This window comes from Agrobacterium sp. 20P9.1.2 (assembly GCF_057799395.1).
Genome location: NZ_JBYOKI010000005.1, coordinates 220820 through 235938, shown reverse-complemented (window position 1 = coordinate 235938; position 15119 = coordinate 220820). Strand labels below are relative to the sequence as shown.

Annotated in this window: 15 protein-coding genes and 1 riboswitch; of the genes, 13 read left to right on the top strand and 2 right to left on the bottom strand. The window is 58.3% G+C overall.

Annotated features, from left to right (window positions below; all coding sequences use genetic code 11):
- Positions 1 to 3 precede the first annotated feature (3 nt).
- The 8 genes from AC27VJ_RS15960 to thiD all read left to right on the top strand — a co-directional run bounded on the left by AC27VJ_RS15960 (position 4) and on the right by thiD (position 7701).
- Positions 4 to 1128, top strand: coding sequence for an iron-containing alcohol dehydrogenase (locus AC27VJ_RS15960; RefSeq protein WP_488684838.1), 1125 nt, complete (start codon positions 4 to 6; stop codon positions 1126 to 1128).
- Positions 1129 to 1302: 174 nt separating this feature from the next.
- On the top strand, positions 1303 to 2337 hold the full coding sequence (locus AC27VJ_RS15955) for a four-carbon acid sugar kinase family protein (RefSeq protein ID WP_488684837.1): 1035 nt from the start codon (positions 1303 to 1305) through the stop codon (positions 2335 to 2337).
- Between the two features lie 2 nt (positions 2338 to 2339).
- Positions 2340 to 3071 (top strand): FadR/GntR family transcriptional regulator, encoded by a 732-nt coding sequence (locus AC27VJ_RS15950; RefSeq protein ID WP_488684836.1) that lies wholly within the window; start codon positions 2340 to 2342, stop codon positions 3069 to 3071.
- 78 nt (positions 3072 to 3149) lie between these two features.
- On the top strand, positions 3150 to 4133 hold the full coding sequence (locus AC27VJ_RS15945; protein WP_488684835.1) for a LysR family transcriptional regulator: 984 nt from the start codon (positions 3150 to 3152) through the stop codon (positions 4131 to 4133).
- 150 nt (positions 4134 to 4283) lie between these two features.
- Positions 4284 to 5276 (top strand): inositol 2-dehydrogenase, encoded by a 993-nt coding sequence (gene iolG / locus AC27VJ_RS15940; protein WP_488684834.1) that lies wholly within the window; start codon positions 4284 to 4286, stop codon positions 5274 to 5276.
- A 78-nt stretch (positions 5277 to 5354) separates the two neighbouring features.
- Positions 5355 to 5457, top strand: a riboswitch (TPP riboswitch).
- Between the two features lie 63 nt (positions 5458 to 5520).
- The gene (locus AC27VJ_RS15935) at positions 5521 to 6258 is read left to right on the top strand and encodes a hydroxyethylthiazole kinase (RefSeq protein ID WP_488684833.1); all 738 of its coding nucleotides are present in this window, start codon (positions 5521 to 5523) and stop codon (positions 6256 to 6258) included.
- Entirely contained in the window at positions 6248 to 6904 is a 657-nt protein-coding gene (gene thiE, locus AC27VJ_RS15930; protein WP_488684832.1) for a thiamine phosphate synthase, read from the top strand. The genes AC27VJ_RS15935 and thiE overlap by 11 nt, the downstream gene beginning before the upstream one ends.
- Positions 6901 to 7701 (top strand): bifunctional hydroxymethylpyrimidine kinase/phosphomethylpyrimidine kinase, encoded by an 801-nt coding sequence (gene thiD / locus AC27VJ_RS15925; RefSeq protein ID WP_488684831.1) that lies wholly within the window; start codon positions 6901 to 6903, stop codon positions 7699 to 7701. Before thiE ends, thiD begins: the two co-directional genes overlap by 4 nt.
- Before the next feature lie 2 nt (positions 7702 to 7703).
- Here thiD and AC27VJ_RS15920 read toward each other — a convergent pair whose 3' ends face one another.
- Positions 7704 to 8165 carry an Lrp/AsnC family transcriptional regulator gene (locus tag AC27VJ_RS15920; protein WP_353576613.1) on the bottom strand — a complete coding sequence of 154 codons (462 nt, stop codon included), beginning with the start codon at positions 8163 to 8165 and terminating at the stop codon, positions 7704 to 7706.
- A gap of 126 nt (positions 8166 to 8291) precedes the next feature.
- On the opposite strand from AC27VJ_RS15920, the gene alr reads away from it, so the two are divergent.
- Positions 8292 to 9458 (top strand): alanine racemase, encoded by a 1167-nt coding sequence (gene alr, locus AC27VJ_RS15915; protein ID WP_488685000.1) that lies wholly within the window; start codon positions 8292 to 8294, stop codon positions 9456 to 9458.
- 7 nt (positions 9459 to 9465) lie between these two features.
- A complete protein-coding gene (locus AC27VJ_RS15910; protein WP_488684830.1) occupies positions 9466 to 10722 on the top strand; it encodes a D-amino acid dehydrogenase in 1257 nt (418 codons plus the stop codon).
- 39 nt (positions 10723 to 10761) lie between these two features.
- Here AC27VJ_RS15910 and AC27VJ_RS15905 read toward each other — a convergent pair whose 3' ends face one another.
- Complete coding sequence (locus AC27VJ_RS15905; RefSeq protein ID WP_488684829.1) at positions 10762 to 11472, bottom strand: GntR family transcriptional regulator; 711 nt, start codon at positions 11470 to 11472, stop codon at positions 10762 to 10764.
- 261 nt (positions 11473 to 11733) lie between these two features.
- Here AC27VJ_RS15905 and AC27VJ_RS15900 point away from each other — a divergent pair, with 261 nt between their 5' ends.
- The 3 genes from AC27VJ_RS15900 to AC27VJ_RS15890 all read left to right on the top strand — a co-directional run bounded on the left by AC27VJ_RS15900 (position 11734) and on the right by AC27VJ_RS15890 (position 15118).
- Positions 11734 to 12819 (top strand): ABC transporter ATP-binding protein, encoded by a 1086-nt coding sequence (locus tag AC27VJ_RS15900; RefSeq protein WP_488684828.1) that lies wholly within the window; start codon positions 11734 to 11736, stop codon positions 12817 to 12819.
- Between the two features lie 26 nt (positions 12820 to 12845).
- Positions 12846 to 14135, top strand: coding sequence for an ABC transporter substrate-binding protein (locus AC27VJ_RS15895; RefSeq protein WP_488684827.1), 1290 nt, complete (start codon positions 12846 to 12848; stop codon positions 14133 to 14135).
- A gap of 71 nt (positions 14136 to 14206) precedes the next feature.
- On the top strand, positions 14207 to 15118 hold the full coding sequence (locus AC27VJ_RS15890) for an ABC transporter permease (RefSeq protein WP_113089044.1): 912 nt from the start codon (positions 14207 to 14209) through the stop codon (positions 15116 to 15118).
- The last annotated feature ends 1 nt before the right edge of the window (position 15119 follow it).

Genomic DNA, 15119 nt, shown 5'->3' with positions numbered 1-15119 from the left:
CTCATGGATGCCATGGCACGGCCAATTACCCTGCATCAACCCAGGCGCCTTGAAATAGGCGCAGGTGCCTCCGGCAAGCTTGGAGAATGGGCAGACGGCGCACAGCGCGTGCTGGTCATCGCAACCGAACATACGGTCGGCTTCGCTGACCGGCTGAAGCTTACCGGCGATGTCAAAGTCTTCTCCGACATACCGCCGGAGCCGGATGACAAGGCGCTGGATGCTGCCATCGAAGTGGCGCGGTCGCTGAAACCCGACCTCGTCGTCGGCCTTGGCGGCGGCTCTGTTTTGGATGTCGCAAAACTGGTGGCTGCATTGTGGGACGGCGAACAGTCTCTTGATGATGTCGTTGGCCCTAACAAGGTTGCAGGCAGACGCACGCGTCTGGCGCAAATCGCCACCACCGCGGGAACGGGTTCCGAAGCCGGTATTCGCGCGCTGATTACCGACAGCAGCACCCACTCGAAAAAGGCGGTCGAAAGCCCGCATCTTCTGGCCGACATTGCCATTCTCGACCCGGAACTGACATGGTCTGTTCCACCGGCGGTGACGGCGGCAACGGGCATCGATGCGATGGCGCATTGCGTGGAAGCCTTCACCAACATCAATGCGCATGACCTGATAGACGGTTACGCCCGCATGGGCATCCGCCTCGTCGGTAAATATCTCGCCCGCGCGGTTCAGAATGGCAAAGACACCGAAGCGCGTGCGGGCATGATGCTGGCCTCCTATTACGGCGGTATTTGTCTCGGCCCCGTCAATACGGCAGCGGGTCATGCGCTGGCCTACCCGCTTGGCACCCGGCTTGGGCTGCCTCACGGTCTGGCAAACGCCATCATCTTCCCGCATGTGCTGGCCTATAACGTGCCAGTGCATGTCGATAAGACCGCCGAGGTGCTGGAAGCGCTGGGCCTTGCGGTTTCCAATGAACCGGAAGGCGTTCTGGAAGCAGCCTACGGTTTCTGCAAGGCGCTGGGCGTGGAAATGCGGCTCTCGGCCCACAAGGCACAGGAAGCCGACCTGGCGAACTGGGCAGAAGAGGCGCACGCCATCCGCCGCCTGATGAACAACAACCCCCGCGACATGGCCGTGGACGACGTGTTGTCGATTTATAAGGCGGCATACTAAGGCGATGCTCACCGTCGTCATGCTCGGGCATGTCCCGAGCATCTGCCAACGTTTCGATGTTTGCAACGGGAATAGGTCCTCGGGTCAAGCCCGAGGATGACGCAGGTGGGGAGATAGGCGCAAACAGCCGCGACCGTATTCTGGCGCGCTTGCACGTGAGGAATGACCACAGCAATGAACAGGCATTTCAACAGACTTCTGATCGTTGCAGACGATTTGACGGGCGCGCTGGACACCGCAGCACCCTTCGCTGCCAGCCGCCATAAAGTCACCGTTGTGGCCGATCATCGCTTCATCGCCGAAGCACTCGACAGCGATGCAGACGTTATAACCCTAACGACGCGCAGCCGGGAAATTCCGGCTGATGACGCGGCCAGCCGTATCGCCTGCATGAAGGCCGCGCTGAAGCCAGGCATCCGTCTGTTCAAGAAGGTGGACTCTCGCCTGAAGGGCAATCTGGAGGCCGAACTTGCTGCACTCGCCTTCGAGCGCGCTGTAGTCCTGCCCGGAATTCCGGAATTTGGCCGCATCGTCTCAGACGGCATGATCGATGGATTTGGTGTGGATACACCTATCTCCATTGCAGAACGCCTTGGAGCGTTGGCACGCCGATGCCGGTTTCCAGATACGTTGACACCCCAGAACATGCGCGACGCCGCTGATACCATTGAGGAAGATGAACTGATGGTGGGCGCACTTTCGCTGGCAAAGGCGATTGCTGGTGAAAGCTATCTTCCCCCCCTTACCTACCCCACCAGACGAATCCTCATGGCAATCGGTTCACGCGACCCCATTACCCTTGCACAGGTTGAACGTCTAAGAGCCGCGCGTCCTGATCTTCTCTATGTTCCTGCGCCAAATGGGGTTGCCGCGTTGGCATCAGAAGAGCATCGCGGCGCATCCATCACCCTCATACAGGCCGTGCCATCCGAAACCGAAGTCCGTCCCTTGCAGGTTGCAAGCGCACTGGCTGCCAGCGTTGCAGAATATGCCCATGTCGGCGATACGATCCTGCTGTCTGGCGGGGCGACGGCAGAAGCCTATTTCGATGATCAGAGACTTCATGTGCTTGGCTTTGCAGGCGAGGCTTTGCCGGGCCTACCCGTTGCCGAATTTAATGGCACCTTCTACATTACCAAATCAGGCGGCTTTGGATCGGAAGACACACTTCTCCGACTGGCTGAGACCATAACAGGAGGGGAAGCGTAAATATGGGGGCGATAGAACAGGTTTCTCATCGCAAGAGTTTGAGCGACGTCGTTTACGAGCGGCTTCAGCATGCCATCAAATCCGGTGCCTACAAGAATGACGAGCGTCTGCCGACCGAGCATGATCTTGCCGCCGAGTTCGAGGTATCACGCCCCATCGTGCGCGATGCGCTGAAAAAGCTGCGCGACAAAGGTCTTGTCTACTCTCGTCAGGGCGCTGGCAGCTTCGTGCGCAGTATCGGCGTCAAACAGGCACTCGGTTTCAGCCCCCTCGAAAATATCGCTGATCTCCAAAACTGCTACGAATTCCGCATGACGGTGGAGCCCGAGGCTGCGGCCTGTGCCGCAGAGCGCTATGGCGAATCGGAACTTGCCCATATCAGCCGTGCACTGGCTTCCCTGAAAGAAGCGACAAACCGGCAGCGGCACCGTGAAGATGCCGACTTCCAATTCCACCTCTCCATCGCCAAGGCTTCCGGCAACACCTATTTTTCAACCGCGATGGAAGCGCTGAAGGACCATATTGCCGTTGGAATGCAGTTCCACGGCCTTTCGCTCAAAAATTCCATTCTTGGTCTCCAGCATGTCTATGACGAACACGCCGCGATCTTCGAGGCCATCCGAAACCGCGATTCCGATCTGGCACGTCGCCTGATGCGCCAGCACCTGCATGGCTCCCGCTCGCGTCTGTTCGAAGGCCGCAAGCCGGAACTCGCCTCGCAGGAAAACGAGTAAGCTCCGCTTATCCACAAGCACGCACCTCGCCCACACGCACAGGCGGATGGTCAGAAATCACGACACCTGTCATAAAGCATGTCAGACGCGAAAAATCGCGACCAGACCATCGAAGGTGGCGAAATGATAGAGCAGTATCTCGACACGCGACAACTCGAAGCCTTCGTCGCGGTGGTGTCCATCGGCAGCATGACAGGCGCTGCCAAAGCGCTCGGAAAATCCCAACCCGTCATCAGCCGCCTTATTCAGGATTTGGAACAGGAAATCGGCTTCGTTCTGCTTCACCGCAACGGTCCGCGCATCGCACCTACGGAACAGGGCGTGGCGTTTTTTGCCCAGGCAGAACTGTTTCTCGGCGGGCTTCGCACCATCAGTGAACGGGCGCGCCACATTGAAAGCGATGAGGCCCGACCAATCGAGATCGCGTCCATTCCGGCCCTTGCCGCGAGTCTCGTGCCGCTGGCTCTCAAAGATATTCCCGAAGAGCATTTTCCAAAACATGTGCATCTGCAAAGCACGGCATCTGAAAACGTCGTGCAGGCCGTTGTTGCGCGCACCGCCGACATTGGCATAGCCAGCCTGCCGCTGGATAATCCCGGTCTGGACGTTCACTGGATCGGTGAAGTCCCCTGTGTAGCTATCGTCGCTTCCAGTGATGAACTGGCCCAGAAAACCATCGTTTCCGCGCAGGATCTTGCAGAACGCCGCATCATCGCTTCGGCCAATCCATACCGGCTTAGAATGCGAATAGAACAGGCATTCCAGAAGCAGAATATCGCCTTGAAAGATGTGGTCGATAGCAATGCGACCTATGTTTCGCTGTCTCTGGCAAGGGCGGGGCTGGGTGTCGCCATTGTAGAATCGGTGACGATCAGCGGCCTGCCGATAGACGGTGTCGCTGTTGTGCCTCTAGCGTTCCACATTCCCTTCTACTGGGGTGTCGTCACCGCGACGGGACAACCATTGCCCGCAACAATCCAGAACTTTATTCATTCGCTGGAAGAGCGCGCGCAGACCCTTCCCGGCTTTCGCAAGCACAATAATCTGGCCAGCATAATCTGAGATTGGACGCACTGCTCGCCGCTTGACATGCATGAAACGGCGCTCTAGCAAGATGGAACATATATTCCAAATGGGCTGATTGTTCGCATTGGCGTTCCAAACGAAGCCATAACGACAGACAGCTCCAGTTAACCAGATCGGGAGGAAACGATGGTTACGAGATTGGCTTTGCTGGGTGCGGGTCGCATCGGAAAAGTGCACGCAAAAGCGATTGCTTCCGACAAGCGCGCGAAACTGGTGGCCGTGGTCGATGCCTTTCAGGAGGCAGCACAGGCCATCGCGGATGAGACCGGCTGCGAAATCAGCACTATCGACGCGGTTCTGGCCAACCCCGATATCGACGCGGTCATCATCTGCACTCCGACCAATACGCATGCCGATCTGATCGAGCAATTTGCCCGCGCCGGCAAGGCGATTTTCTGCGAAAAGCCGATTGATCTCGATGTTGCCCGCGCACAGGCCTGCATCGATGTGGTCAAGGAAACCGGCGCCAAAATCATGCTCGGCTTCAACCGCCGTTTCGACCCGCATTTCCGCGCCGTTCGCAAGGCCATTGATGACGGCCAAATCGGCAAGGTCGAGATGGTGACCATCACCAGCCGTGATCCCGGCGCGCCGCCTCCGGAATATATCAAGGTCTCCGGCGGTATCTTCCGCGACATGACCATCCATGATTTCGACATCGCCCGTTTTCTGCTGGGCGAAGAGATCGTCAGCGTTTTCGCCACCGGCTCCGTTCTGGTCGATCCGAAGATCGGCGAACTGGGCGACTATGACAGCGCCAGCATCATTCTGACCACCGCCAGCGGTCGCCAGGCGATCATTTCCAATTCGCGCCGCGCCACCTACGGCTACGATCAGCGCATTGAAGTGCACGGCTCGCTGGGCTCGGTTGCTGCCGAAAATCAGCGCCCGGTCTCCATTGAGGTGGCCACAAAGGATGGCTACACCCGCCCGCCGCTGCATGATTTCTTCATGACGCGTTACACCGCCGCCTATGCCGCAGAAATCGCAGCCTTCATCGATTCCATCGAAAACAACGCCGCACCCTCGCCTTCCGCACAGGACGGCCTGATCGCGTTGAAACTGGCCGATGCAGCACTGAAATCCGCGCGTGAAAAAGTGGTCGTCCAGATCGCCTGATCACTCGACACAAAGGCGGGGCCGTGCAGCTCCGCCTTTACCTGCCATTGACAGCAGGCACAAAAGACGACAATTTCCAGACATTCCGAGGGGAGCATCTGACGATGCTGAGATGGCGCTGAGCCGGACCCTTGAACCTGATCCGGGTCATGCCGGCGTAGGAACGGAACAGTCGCCATTGGCCAGCTTTTCTCTTCTCCGCTCGACTCGGGTCTCCGTGATCATATCTGGAGTGCAGAGACCTATGGCGAGTTTTCCAACGGCACAGAGTGCGGCAGAGCTGCTGGCGCGGGTGCGGCAACGACGGCCCCGGGTGCATTGCCTGATGAACACCGTCGTTCAAAAGTTCACCGCCGATGGCATAACCGCCGTGGGCGGCATCCCCTCAATGACGTCGTCCGAAGAGGAAATCGAGAGCTTCATTTCCAAGATCGATGCTCTCACCATCAATCTCGGCACCCTGGATGCCGCGCGGCGCAAGGTCATTCGCATGGCAGTGGAGGTGGCGAATGCCGGGGGCAAACCCTGGATCATTGATCCCGTGCATTGCGATTACTCACCCTCGCGGCTGGATTTCGCCCATGAACTCATCACCCTCAAGCCGACCATCGTGCGCGGCAATGCGGCGGAGATGGCTGTTATTGGCGATGTCGGCAAAGCATTGCGCATCCAGACCGGCCCACAGGATGTCTTTCGCGATGGGACCAGAAACGCAAAGATTCTCAACGGCCATCCATGGATGGCGAAAGTTACCGGCACCGGCTGCCTTTCCGGCGGAGTGATCGCCGCTTTCATGGCGGTAGAACCGGACCCACTGCTGTCGGCAACGGCAGCGCTGACGGTGACGGGTGTATCGGCAGAACTTGCAGCAAAACACGCCCGCGGCCCCGGCACTTTCGAAGCGGCCTTTCTAGATGCGCTGGACTCTATCAACGCCAACGACATTCTTTCCCTTGCGAGGATCGAACACGATGAAAATTGATTACCGACTAAACGCTTTAGTGGATGCCTCGCTTGCAGATATCGCACCCTTGCCGGAACTGGCTGCCGTTGCGGCACGGCACGGTGCGACGATCATCCAGTATCGCGACAAGCACGCCTCGACCCGACACATGATCGAGCAAGCACGCCTGATGGTGGATGCGCTGAAGGCAACCGGCGTTCCTCTCGTCATCAACGACCGTGTCGATGCGGCGCTGGCGTCCGGCGCAGATGGTGTGCATCTGGGTGCCGACGATATGGACGTGGAAACAGCAAGACGACTGCTGGGGCCGGATGCCATTATCGGCCTGACCGTGAAGAACATGGGCGATGCCGAGCGTGCTGTCAAAGCCCCTGCGGACTACGCCTGCATCGGCGGTGTGTTCGAGACCGTTTCAAAGGTGAATCCGGACGCGCCGGTAGGATTGGAGGGGCTTCGCGACCTGCGCGCCTATCTTCGCAATGCTTGCCCGGAGATGCCCGTCGGCGCTATCGCTGGTATTACGCTGGAGAAGGTCGGCCCCGTAATCGACGCGGGTGCTGACGGCGTCGCCTTGATCACCGCTTTGTTCCGCGCCGTCGATATTGCAGCGGCAACGGCTGATTTCCGCCGTCAGGTGGACCTTGCGCTGGAGGCACGCCGATGACAGCTATAGCCTTGACGATTGCCGGGTCTGACAGCGGTGGCGGCGCGGGCATACAGGCCGATTTGAAGACCTTTTCCGCGCTCGGCGTCTATGGTGCCAGCGTCATCACCGCCATCACCGCCCAGAATACCAAGGGTGTGACTGCTGTCGAAGATGTTTCGCCCAGCATGATCGCAGCTCAGATGGACGCGGTTTTCTCGGATCTTGATATCGGTGCAGTCAAGATCGGCATGGTTTCGCGCAGTAAGACCATCGAAACGATTGCTGCAAAGCTGCGCGATGTGGGGCGTCCTGTCGTCATGGACCCGGTGATGGTGGCGACATCAGGCGACCGTCTGCTGCAGGAAGATGCCATTGAAAGCCTTCGCAGCACCTTACTGCCTCTGGCACTACTCGCCACCCCAAACCTGCCGGAAGCCGCACTTTTAAGCGGCCAGCCGGTTGCGACGAACAGGCAGGAGGTGATCCGTCAAGCCGAAGCAATATTGAGCACCGGTGTTCGCGCCGTTCTGATCAAAGGCGGGCATGGCGGCGGCGCTGAGAGTGTCGATCTGCTGCTGGATGGCGATGGCATGCAGGAATTTTCCATGCCGCGCATCGATACCCGAAATGACCATGGCACAGGCTGCACGCTGGCATCGGCCATTACCGCAAATCTGGCGCTGGGCTTTCCCCTGGCGGACGCGATTGGTTTGGCGAAGGAATATCTACAAGGGGCGCTGGCGGCGGGCAGAGACCTGCATGTCGGCCAAGGTCATGGGCCTGTGCACCATTTTTATCGCTGGTGGAGCGCCTGACATCAGGCCCTCGGCTTCGGGCTTGCCAGCGCATTGCGAATGGCGAAGCTGGAGTGAATGCGGGAGACGCCGGGCAGTTTCGAGAGTATTTCCTTGTGAACCCGCTCGAAATCGCCCGCGCTTTCCACCTCCACTCGCAGGAAATAGTCGGACCCACCGGTCATCAGGTAGCACTCGCGAATTTCGGGGTATCTTCTCACCGCATGCTCGAAGCGATTGAGAAAATCCTCCGTCTGCCGGTCGAGCGTGATCTGCACGATGACCGAAATAACCTCGCCGCCTGCGGCACTGCCCGTCAACGCCGTGTAGCCGCGAATGACACCTTCCCGCTCCAGAATATCCACCCTCCGCAGACAGGCGGATGGTGACAGGCCCACTTCTGCGGCCAGCTTCGCATTGCTGATACGGGCGTTGAGCCGAAGCACGCGGATGATGTGACGATCGGTAGCGTCCAAAGCCGACATAAAATCATTCCATTTAGCCGTCGAAAATTGCGCCTGAGCGTCAATCTTCGAATGATCCACGCATCAAACTGCGAAAATTCGATGATCGTTGCAATAGTCTTGTTGGAAAATAACAAGGGAACGACGATGGACATGACGATCAATCGCCAGAAGGCGAGCGGTGGTGCCAGCGGTTATCTGACCATAGACCTCGGCGCGCTTCGCGACAATTACCTCATGCTGCGGGCCATGGCCCCGAATTCCGTGACCAGCGCTGTCGTCAAGGCCAATGCCTATGGTCTTGGTGCGGATATGGTCGCGCCTGTTCTCTACAATGCTGGTTGCCGTTACTTCTTCGTCGCCCATATCGATGAGGCCATCGCGCTGCGTCTTCGCATTGCCGGTGATGCGGACATCTTAGTGCTGAACGGCCTTCAACCCGGCAACGAGACATCCTGCGCGGCGATGAACATTACGCCCGTCATCAACTCTCTGGAGCAACTGGCGCAATGGTCGGCGCATGCCGCAATACTTGGCAAGACACTGCCAGCAGCAATCCAGATCGACACCGGCATGTCGCGGCTCGGCATGGCGCCTTCAGAAGTCGCAACGCTGAAAACCTCTGCGAGCCTTCTGAACGACATCTCGATCACCTTCATCATGAGCCATTTGGCCTGCGCGGAGGAGCCCGAGCATGCGGCCAATGGATCGCAGCTTGATGTGATGCGCGAAGCGGCTGCGATGTTTCCAGATGTGCCGGTGTGTTTTGCCAATTCCGGCGGTATCTTTCTGGGTGCAGACTACCACAATGCCGTGATGCGCCCGGGTATCGCGCTCTACGGCGGCGCACCTTCCACCGTCCGGCCGAACCCGATGAAGCCGGTAGTGCGGCTGGATGTGGCCGTTGTGCAGACGCGGACGGTTCCCGCTGACACGCTGATTGGTTATGGCGGCACGCTGCGCACCACGGGTGAAACGAGATTGGCGACCATTGCCGCCGGTTATGCGGACGGCCTTCCTCGTTCTTTGAGCAGCAGGGGAGCGGCCTATTTCAAAGGCGTGCGCCTGCCGATTGCCGGGCGCGTATCGATGGACAGTATTAGCCTCGATATTTCCGCGCTGCCGGAGGGAACCTTGACCCATGGCAGTCTCGTTCAATTGATAGGGCCAGATCAATCGCTGGAAGACATTGGCGAGGATGCCGGTACCATTGCCTATGAAATTCTGACCGGTCTCGGCCATCGTTATCGCCGTACCTATATTCAGCCAGACATACCTGTCGCCACGGGCGATGCAACGAATGCAGACGAGTGAGAGCAATATGAATATCGTCATTCTTGGAGCCGGTGTCGTCGGCGTTACATCCGCCTGGTATCTGGCAAAGGCCGGTCATTCGGTGACCGTGATTGACCGCCAGCCTGCGGCGGCCTTGGAAACCAGCTTTGCCAATGCAGGCGAAGTTTCACCGGGCTACTCCTCACCCTGGGCCGCGCCCGGCATTCCAATGAAGGCCATGAAATGGCTGTTCATGGAACATGCGCCGCTGATCATCCGCCCCACCGTCGATCCTGCCGCATGGCGCTGGATATCGCAGATGCTGCGCAACTGCACGTCTGCCCGTTATTCCATCAACAAAAGCCGCATGGTGCGAGTTGCCGAATACAGCCGCGATTGCCTGATGGCGCTGCGGGAAGAGACCGGCATTCAATACGACCAGCGTACCCAGGGCACGCTGGAAGTTTTCCGCACGCAAAAACAGTTTGATGGCATCGGCAAGGATGTCGCGGTGCTGAAGGCTGGCGGCGTGGCTTATGAAATTCTGGACCGAGACGGTTGCGCGGCGGTGGAGCCGGGCCTTGCGGCCTCGAAGGACAAGATCGTTGGCGGTCTGCGTCTGCCCGGCGATGAGACCGGTGATTGCTTCATGTTCACCACAGAACTGGCGAAACTGGCCGAGCAGGCTGGCGTCAAATTCATGTATGACACGGGCATCATGCGCCCGATTACGGAAGGCAACCGCGTCAAGGCCATCGAAACGACGAAGGGCACAATAGAGGCCGATATTTTCGTCGGTGCCTTGGGCAGCTATACGCCTCAATTCCTCAAGCGTCTGGGTATCGATCTGCCAGTGTACCCGGTCAAGGGATACTCGATCACGGTCCCGGTCATCAATGCGGCGCGGGCTCCGGTTTCGACAGTCATGGACGAGGCGCACAAGATCGCTATGACCCGTCTGGGCGATCGCATCCGTGTGGGCGGCATGGCCGAGATTGCAGGTTTCAACAAGGATTTGCCCGCAAAGCGCCAGGCCACCCTGACGCATTCGATCGAGGATTTGTTCGGCGGCGCTGGCGATCAGTCTCAGGCGAAATTCTGGTGCGGCCTGCGCCCGATGACGCCCGATGGCACCCCTGTCATCGGCGCAACCCGCTACAGCAACCTCTACCTCAACACCGGTCACGGCACGCTGGGCTGGACGATGGCATGCGGTTCGGCGCGGGTTCTCTCCGATCTCGTCAGCGGCAACACGCCCGAAATCGAGACTGCGGATCTGGCGATCAGCCGCTACGCCGCCTAGGCTCACCTATCAGTATCAGCCGTGCAATGCGGCTGATACCTACAGAGACAAAGCATCCTTCAAAGCCAGTCCCTCCTTGTTCCGCAGATCAAGGTCGGCTTCGATGTGGTCGATGTGATGCAACATCAGGCTTTTGGCTTTTTCAGCATCACCTTGCTCTAACGCATCCAGAATCGATGCGTGATCACCATGGCCACAGCTGGAAATACCTGAGCGCCCGTAAAGAGCAATCACCAGAGATGAGCGGGCGACCAGTTCGGCCATGAATTTTTCGAGGATCGCGTTTCCGGCGACCGAGGCCAGCATCAGATGAAAATCGCCCGATGCCTTGATCTCGGCGCGGCGGGCGCTTGGCCCGCGCTCATGCTGGTGGCGGGTCTCTTCCGTCAGATGCGCACGCATGTCGGCGATGGCAGAGGGCGTCAGCTGCTCGATTGCGGCATGGATGATGCCGGGTTCGATCAGCCTGCGGGATGAGAAGACCTGACGCGCCTCGTCCGGTGTCGGGTTGGAGACGAAGGCACCGCGATTGCGCTCTGTTTTCACCAGCCCTTCGAAGGCCAGCATCTGAAGGGCCGCACGCACGACCGTGCGGCTGACATCGAACAAGGTGCCGACCTCGGCCTCTGACAATTTCGTACCGGGCGCGAGACGCCTGTCCACGATTGCATCGCGCAGCGTATCGCGGATGGCTTGTGCGCGATCTTCCTGCGTAACGTCTGTGTCTGGATTGATATCGGCAATGGTCATGGTGTCATCCGTTGTCCGTTTTCTTCTACCCTGAAGCGGCAATTCGGGAAACCAGAAAACGTCCTCATTCGCCTAAAATATTGAATACAATCCTTATGCATTATCGCAGACAATCGCTTCTTTTTTAATCACTACGAGATGGTTCGCTGCTGCCACCTCCACAAACAAAACAAAAAATCATTTCGCCTCATGGACTTAACGCAGGCGCATCGAAACTGGCACGACTTATGCAAAGTACTCGGCGACAGCAGGGGAACATGCATGAGCAAAGCCGCCGAAATCGATATTGCTTCCGTTTCGAAAGTCTACGGCACCACAACCGCCGTCCATGCCATTAGCCTTAAAATCCCGGCGGGCAGCTATTGCTGCCTGCTGGGGCCTTCCGGCTGCGGCAAGACCTCGACATTGCGCATGATTGCAGGTCACGAGACGATTTCAAGCGGAGATGTGCGGCTGGGCAATGTTGTCGTAACAGATTTTCCGCCAGCGCAGCGTGGCACGGCGATGATGTTCCAGTCCTACGCGCTGTTCCCCCATCTGGACCTTGTCGACAATGTTGCCTTCAGCCTGAAAATGAAGGGCGTAGACAAGGAAACACGGCGCGCAAAGGCGATGGAGATGCTGCAACTGATGCAGCTCGAGCCCTATGCCAACCGTCGCCCGGCTCAGCTTTCCGGCGGGCAGCAACAGCGCGTCGCGCTGGCCCGTGCGCTGATTACCGATCCGGAAGCGTTGCTGCTGGACGAGCCGCTTTCGGCGCTCGACCCCTTCCTCAAAATCCGGATGCGTGCGGAGCTAAAGAAACTCCAAACCTCACTCGGCATCACCTTCGTCCATGTGACGCACAGTCAGGAAGAGGCGATGGCGCTGGCCGATATCATCGTCATCATGAATGACGGGCGTATCGAACAGGCGGCCACGCCGCGTGAGGTGTTTGAGCGCCCAGCAACGGGCTTCGTTGCCCGCTTCATGGGCAATCACAACGTCATTTCTGGCCGAATGAGAGAAAAATACGGTGAGCTGGTGACGCTCGATGTGCCCGGCGGTGGCTCCTTCATTGCGGCAGGCGATGCGCGGCAGGATGGGCCGGTGGATATCGCGGTCAGAACGGACCGCGTTCGCGTGGCCGAGGCGGAACTGCAGGGGCACGGCTTTACCGGCATCGTTTCCAATGTCGAATATCACGGCGCCAGCGTGAAGATCGTCGTGGCCGGTGCGGGCATCGAGGATTTCAACGTCATCCTCAGCGACGTCGCCTTCTTCGAAAAACCAATCAAGGTGGGTGAAGCCATACCACTTTCATGGAATGCGGCAGATGCCATCGTGCTCGGCCGGATAGAAAAATAAGCAAAAGCAACCAGAGGAGAACTGTCATGACCAATACTTCCAACAGCAAAAAAGGCCTGTCGCGTCGCGGCCTTCTCAAGGCAGGCGCAGCAGCCACCGGTGCGGCCATCGGTTCCGGCCTGATCACCGGCTTCCCAACCATCTGGGCGCAGAACCCGATTACCCTGCGCCAGTTCGGCACCGGCGTGTCGAACCTCAACGCCATCGCTGAAAAGTGCAAGGCTGACCTTGGCATTACGCTGGAAATGACGGCAACGGATTCCGACGCCGCCGCCCAGCGCGCGGTAACGCAGCCAAACTCCTACGATATCGCCGATATCGAATACTGGATCCTCAAGAAGGTTTACCCGGCTGGCGTCATCCAGCCGATGGAAATCAAGAAGCTGAAATATTACGACAAGATCGTACCACTGTTCAAAACCGGCAAGCTGACGCCAGACAGCGTTATCGCACAGGGCACGGCCCCGCATACGGTCGGCTTCGTGGAAAAGCCGGGCGACAAGAAATTCGCAAAGGGTGAAACCGACTATTTCACCATGGTCCCGACCATCTACAACGCCGATACGCTTGGTATTCGCCCCGACCTCGTCGGACGCGACATCACCAGCTGGGCCGATATCATGGATCCGAAGTTCAAGGGCAAGGCATCCATCCTCAACATTCCGTCCATCGGCATCATGGATGCAGCCATGATCATGGAAGCCATGGGCAACATCAAATATGCCGACAAGGGCAACATGACCAAGGAAGAGATCGACAAGACGATCGACTTCCTGATCAAGGCCAAGAAGGACGGCCAGTTCCGTGCTTTCTGGAAGAGCTTCGATGAAAGCGTCAACCTCATGGCGTCAGGCGAAGTCGTCATCCAGTCCATGTGGTCGCCTGCCGTTGCCGCCGTGCGCTCCAAGGGCATCGCCTGCAAATACCAACCGCTGAAGGAAGGTTACCGTTCATGGGGCGGCGGTCTTGGCCTTGCCAAGCACCTGTCCGGTGCAAAGCTGGATGCCGCCTATGAATACATCAACTGGTACACCTCCGGCTGGGTCGGCGCTTACCTCAACCGTCAGGGCTACTACTCCGCCGCCATGGATACGGCCAAGGAACACATGACCGCAGACGAGTGGGGTTACTGGGTCGAGGGTAAGCCCGCGCAGGGCGACATCATCGCCCCCGATGGCAAGGTCATGGAAAAGGCCGGTGCCGTGCGCGATGGCGGCTCCTTCCAGGAACGCATGGGCAAGGTCGCGTGCTGGAACTCCGTCATGGACGAAGACCGCTACATGGTCCGCCGCTGGAACGAGTTCATCGCTGCTTGATGAGATAAGGACGACAAGGATGCGCGGATTTCGTCCGCGCATCCGCCTACATGAAAGCGAGGAGACGGGCCGTGGTCACAGTCAGATTGATCGGCGTTAGCGACAAGACGGACAAGAAAAGCCGCAGCTTTACGCTTCCGGCCAAGCTCGTCGCCTATGTGCAGGCGGCTCCGCTTGCGCTGATCCTCGGCTTCTTTCTGGCTTTGCCGATCCTGATGATCGCTGTCGTCAGTTTCTGGGATTATGATTTCGCCCAGATGTATCCGGGCTTCGTGACCTTCAATTATGCCGAGACGCTCGGCTCGTGGGTGACGTGGCAGACCTATCTCAACACACTGAAATTTGCGGCAATGGTCTGGGCCATCACGCTGTTTTGTGGCTTTTGGGTCGCCTATTTCCTGACATTCCATATTCGCACGACCACAATGCAGATGGTGCTGTTTCTCATCTGCACCGTGCCGTTTCTGACCTCGAACATCATCCGCATGATTTCGTGGATTCCGGTCCTCGGGCGAAACGGACTGGTCAACAGTGCGCTGGTTAATATGGGCATCGTGCCTGCTCCGGTGGAATGGCTGCTCTATTCGGACTTCGCCGTGGTTCTGGCCATGGTGCATCTCTACACGCTCTTCATGGTCACGCCGATCTTCAACACGCTGATGCGCATCGATAAATCGCTGGTGGAAGCCGCGCGCGATGCGGGCGCAACGAGCTGGCAGATACTGTGGAACGTCATCATTCCGCTCGCCAAGCCCGGAATTGCCATCGGCACCATTTTCGTGGTGACGCTGGTCATGGCGGATTTCTCCACGGTTCAGGTCATGTCCGGCGGGCAGAGCGCATCTGTTGCACTGATGATGAAGAACCAGATGTCGCTGCTGCAATATCCCGCAGCGGCGGCCAATGCCGTCATCCTTCTGGCACTCGTTCTTTTGATGGTCGCGGGCATCCTGCGCGTCGTCGATATCAGAAAGGAGCTTTGAG

Bases quoted from the DNA above. Each gene is read 5' to 3' on its own strand.
- AC27VJ_RS15960 (WP_488684838.1), top strand. From the start codon at position 4: ATGGATGCCATGGCACGGCCAATTACCCTGCATCAACCCAGGCGCCTT.
- AC27VJ_RS15955 (WP_488684837.1), top strand. From the start codon at position 1,303: ATGAACAGGCATTTCAACAGACTTCTGATCGTTGCAGACGATTTGACG.
- AC27VJ_RS15950 (WP_488684836.1), top strand. From the start codon at position 2,340: ATGGGGGCGATAGAACAGGTTTCTCATCGCAAGAGTTTGAGCGACGTC.
- AC27VJ_RS15945 (WP_488684835.1), top strand. From the start codon at position 3,150: ATGTCAGACGCGAAAAATCGCGACCAGACCATCGAAGGTGGCGAAATG.
- iolG (WP_488684834.1), top strand. From the start codon at position 4,284: ATGGTTACGAGATTGGCTTTGCTGGGTGCGGGTCGCATCGGAAAAGTG.
- AC27VJ_RS15935 (WP_488684833.1), top strand. From the start codon at position 5,521: ATGGCGAGTTTTCCAACGGCACAGAGTGCGGCAGAGCTGCTGGCGCGG.
- thiE (WP_488684832.1), top strand. From the start codon at position 6,248: ATGAAAATTGATTACCGACTAAACGCTTTAGTGGATGCCTCGCTTGCA.
- thiD (WP_488684831.1), top strand. From the start codon at position 6,901: ATGACAGCTATAGCCTTGACGATTGCCGGGTCTGACAGCGGTGGCGGC.
- AC27VJ_RS15920 (WP_353576613.1), bottom strand. From the start codon at position 8,165: ATGTCGGCTTTGGACGCTACCGATCGTCACATCATCCGCGTGCTTCGG.
- alr (WP_488685000.1), top strand. From the start codon at position 8,292: ATGGACATGACGATCAATCGCCAGAAGGCGAGCGGTGGTGCCAGCGGT.
- AC27VJ_RS15910 (WP_488684830.1), top strand. From the start codon at position 9,466: ATGAATATCGTCATTCTTGGAGCCGGTGTCGTCGGCGTTACATCCGCC.
- AC27VJ_RS15905 (WP_488684829.1), bottom strand. From the start codon at position 11,472: ATGACCATTGCCGATATCAATCCAGACACAGACGTTACGCAGGAAGAT.
- AC27VJ_RS15900 (WP_488684828.1), top strand. From the start codon at position 11,734: ATGAGCAAAGCCGCCGAAATCGATATTGCTTCCGTTTCGAAAGTCTAC.
- AC27VJ_RS15895 (WP_488684827.1), top strand. From the start codon at position 12,846: ATGACCAATACTTCCAACAGCAAAAAAGGCCTGTCGCGTCGCGGCCTT.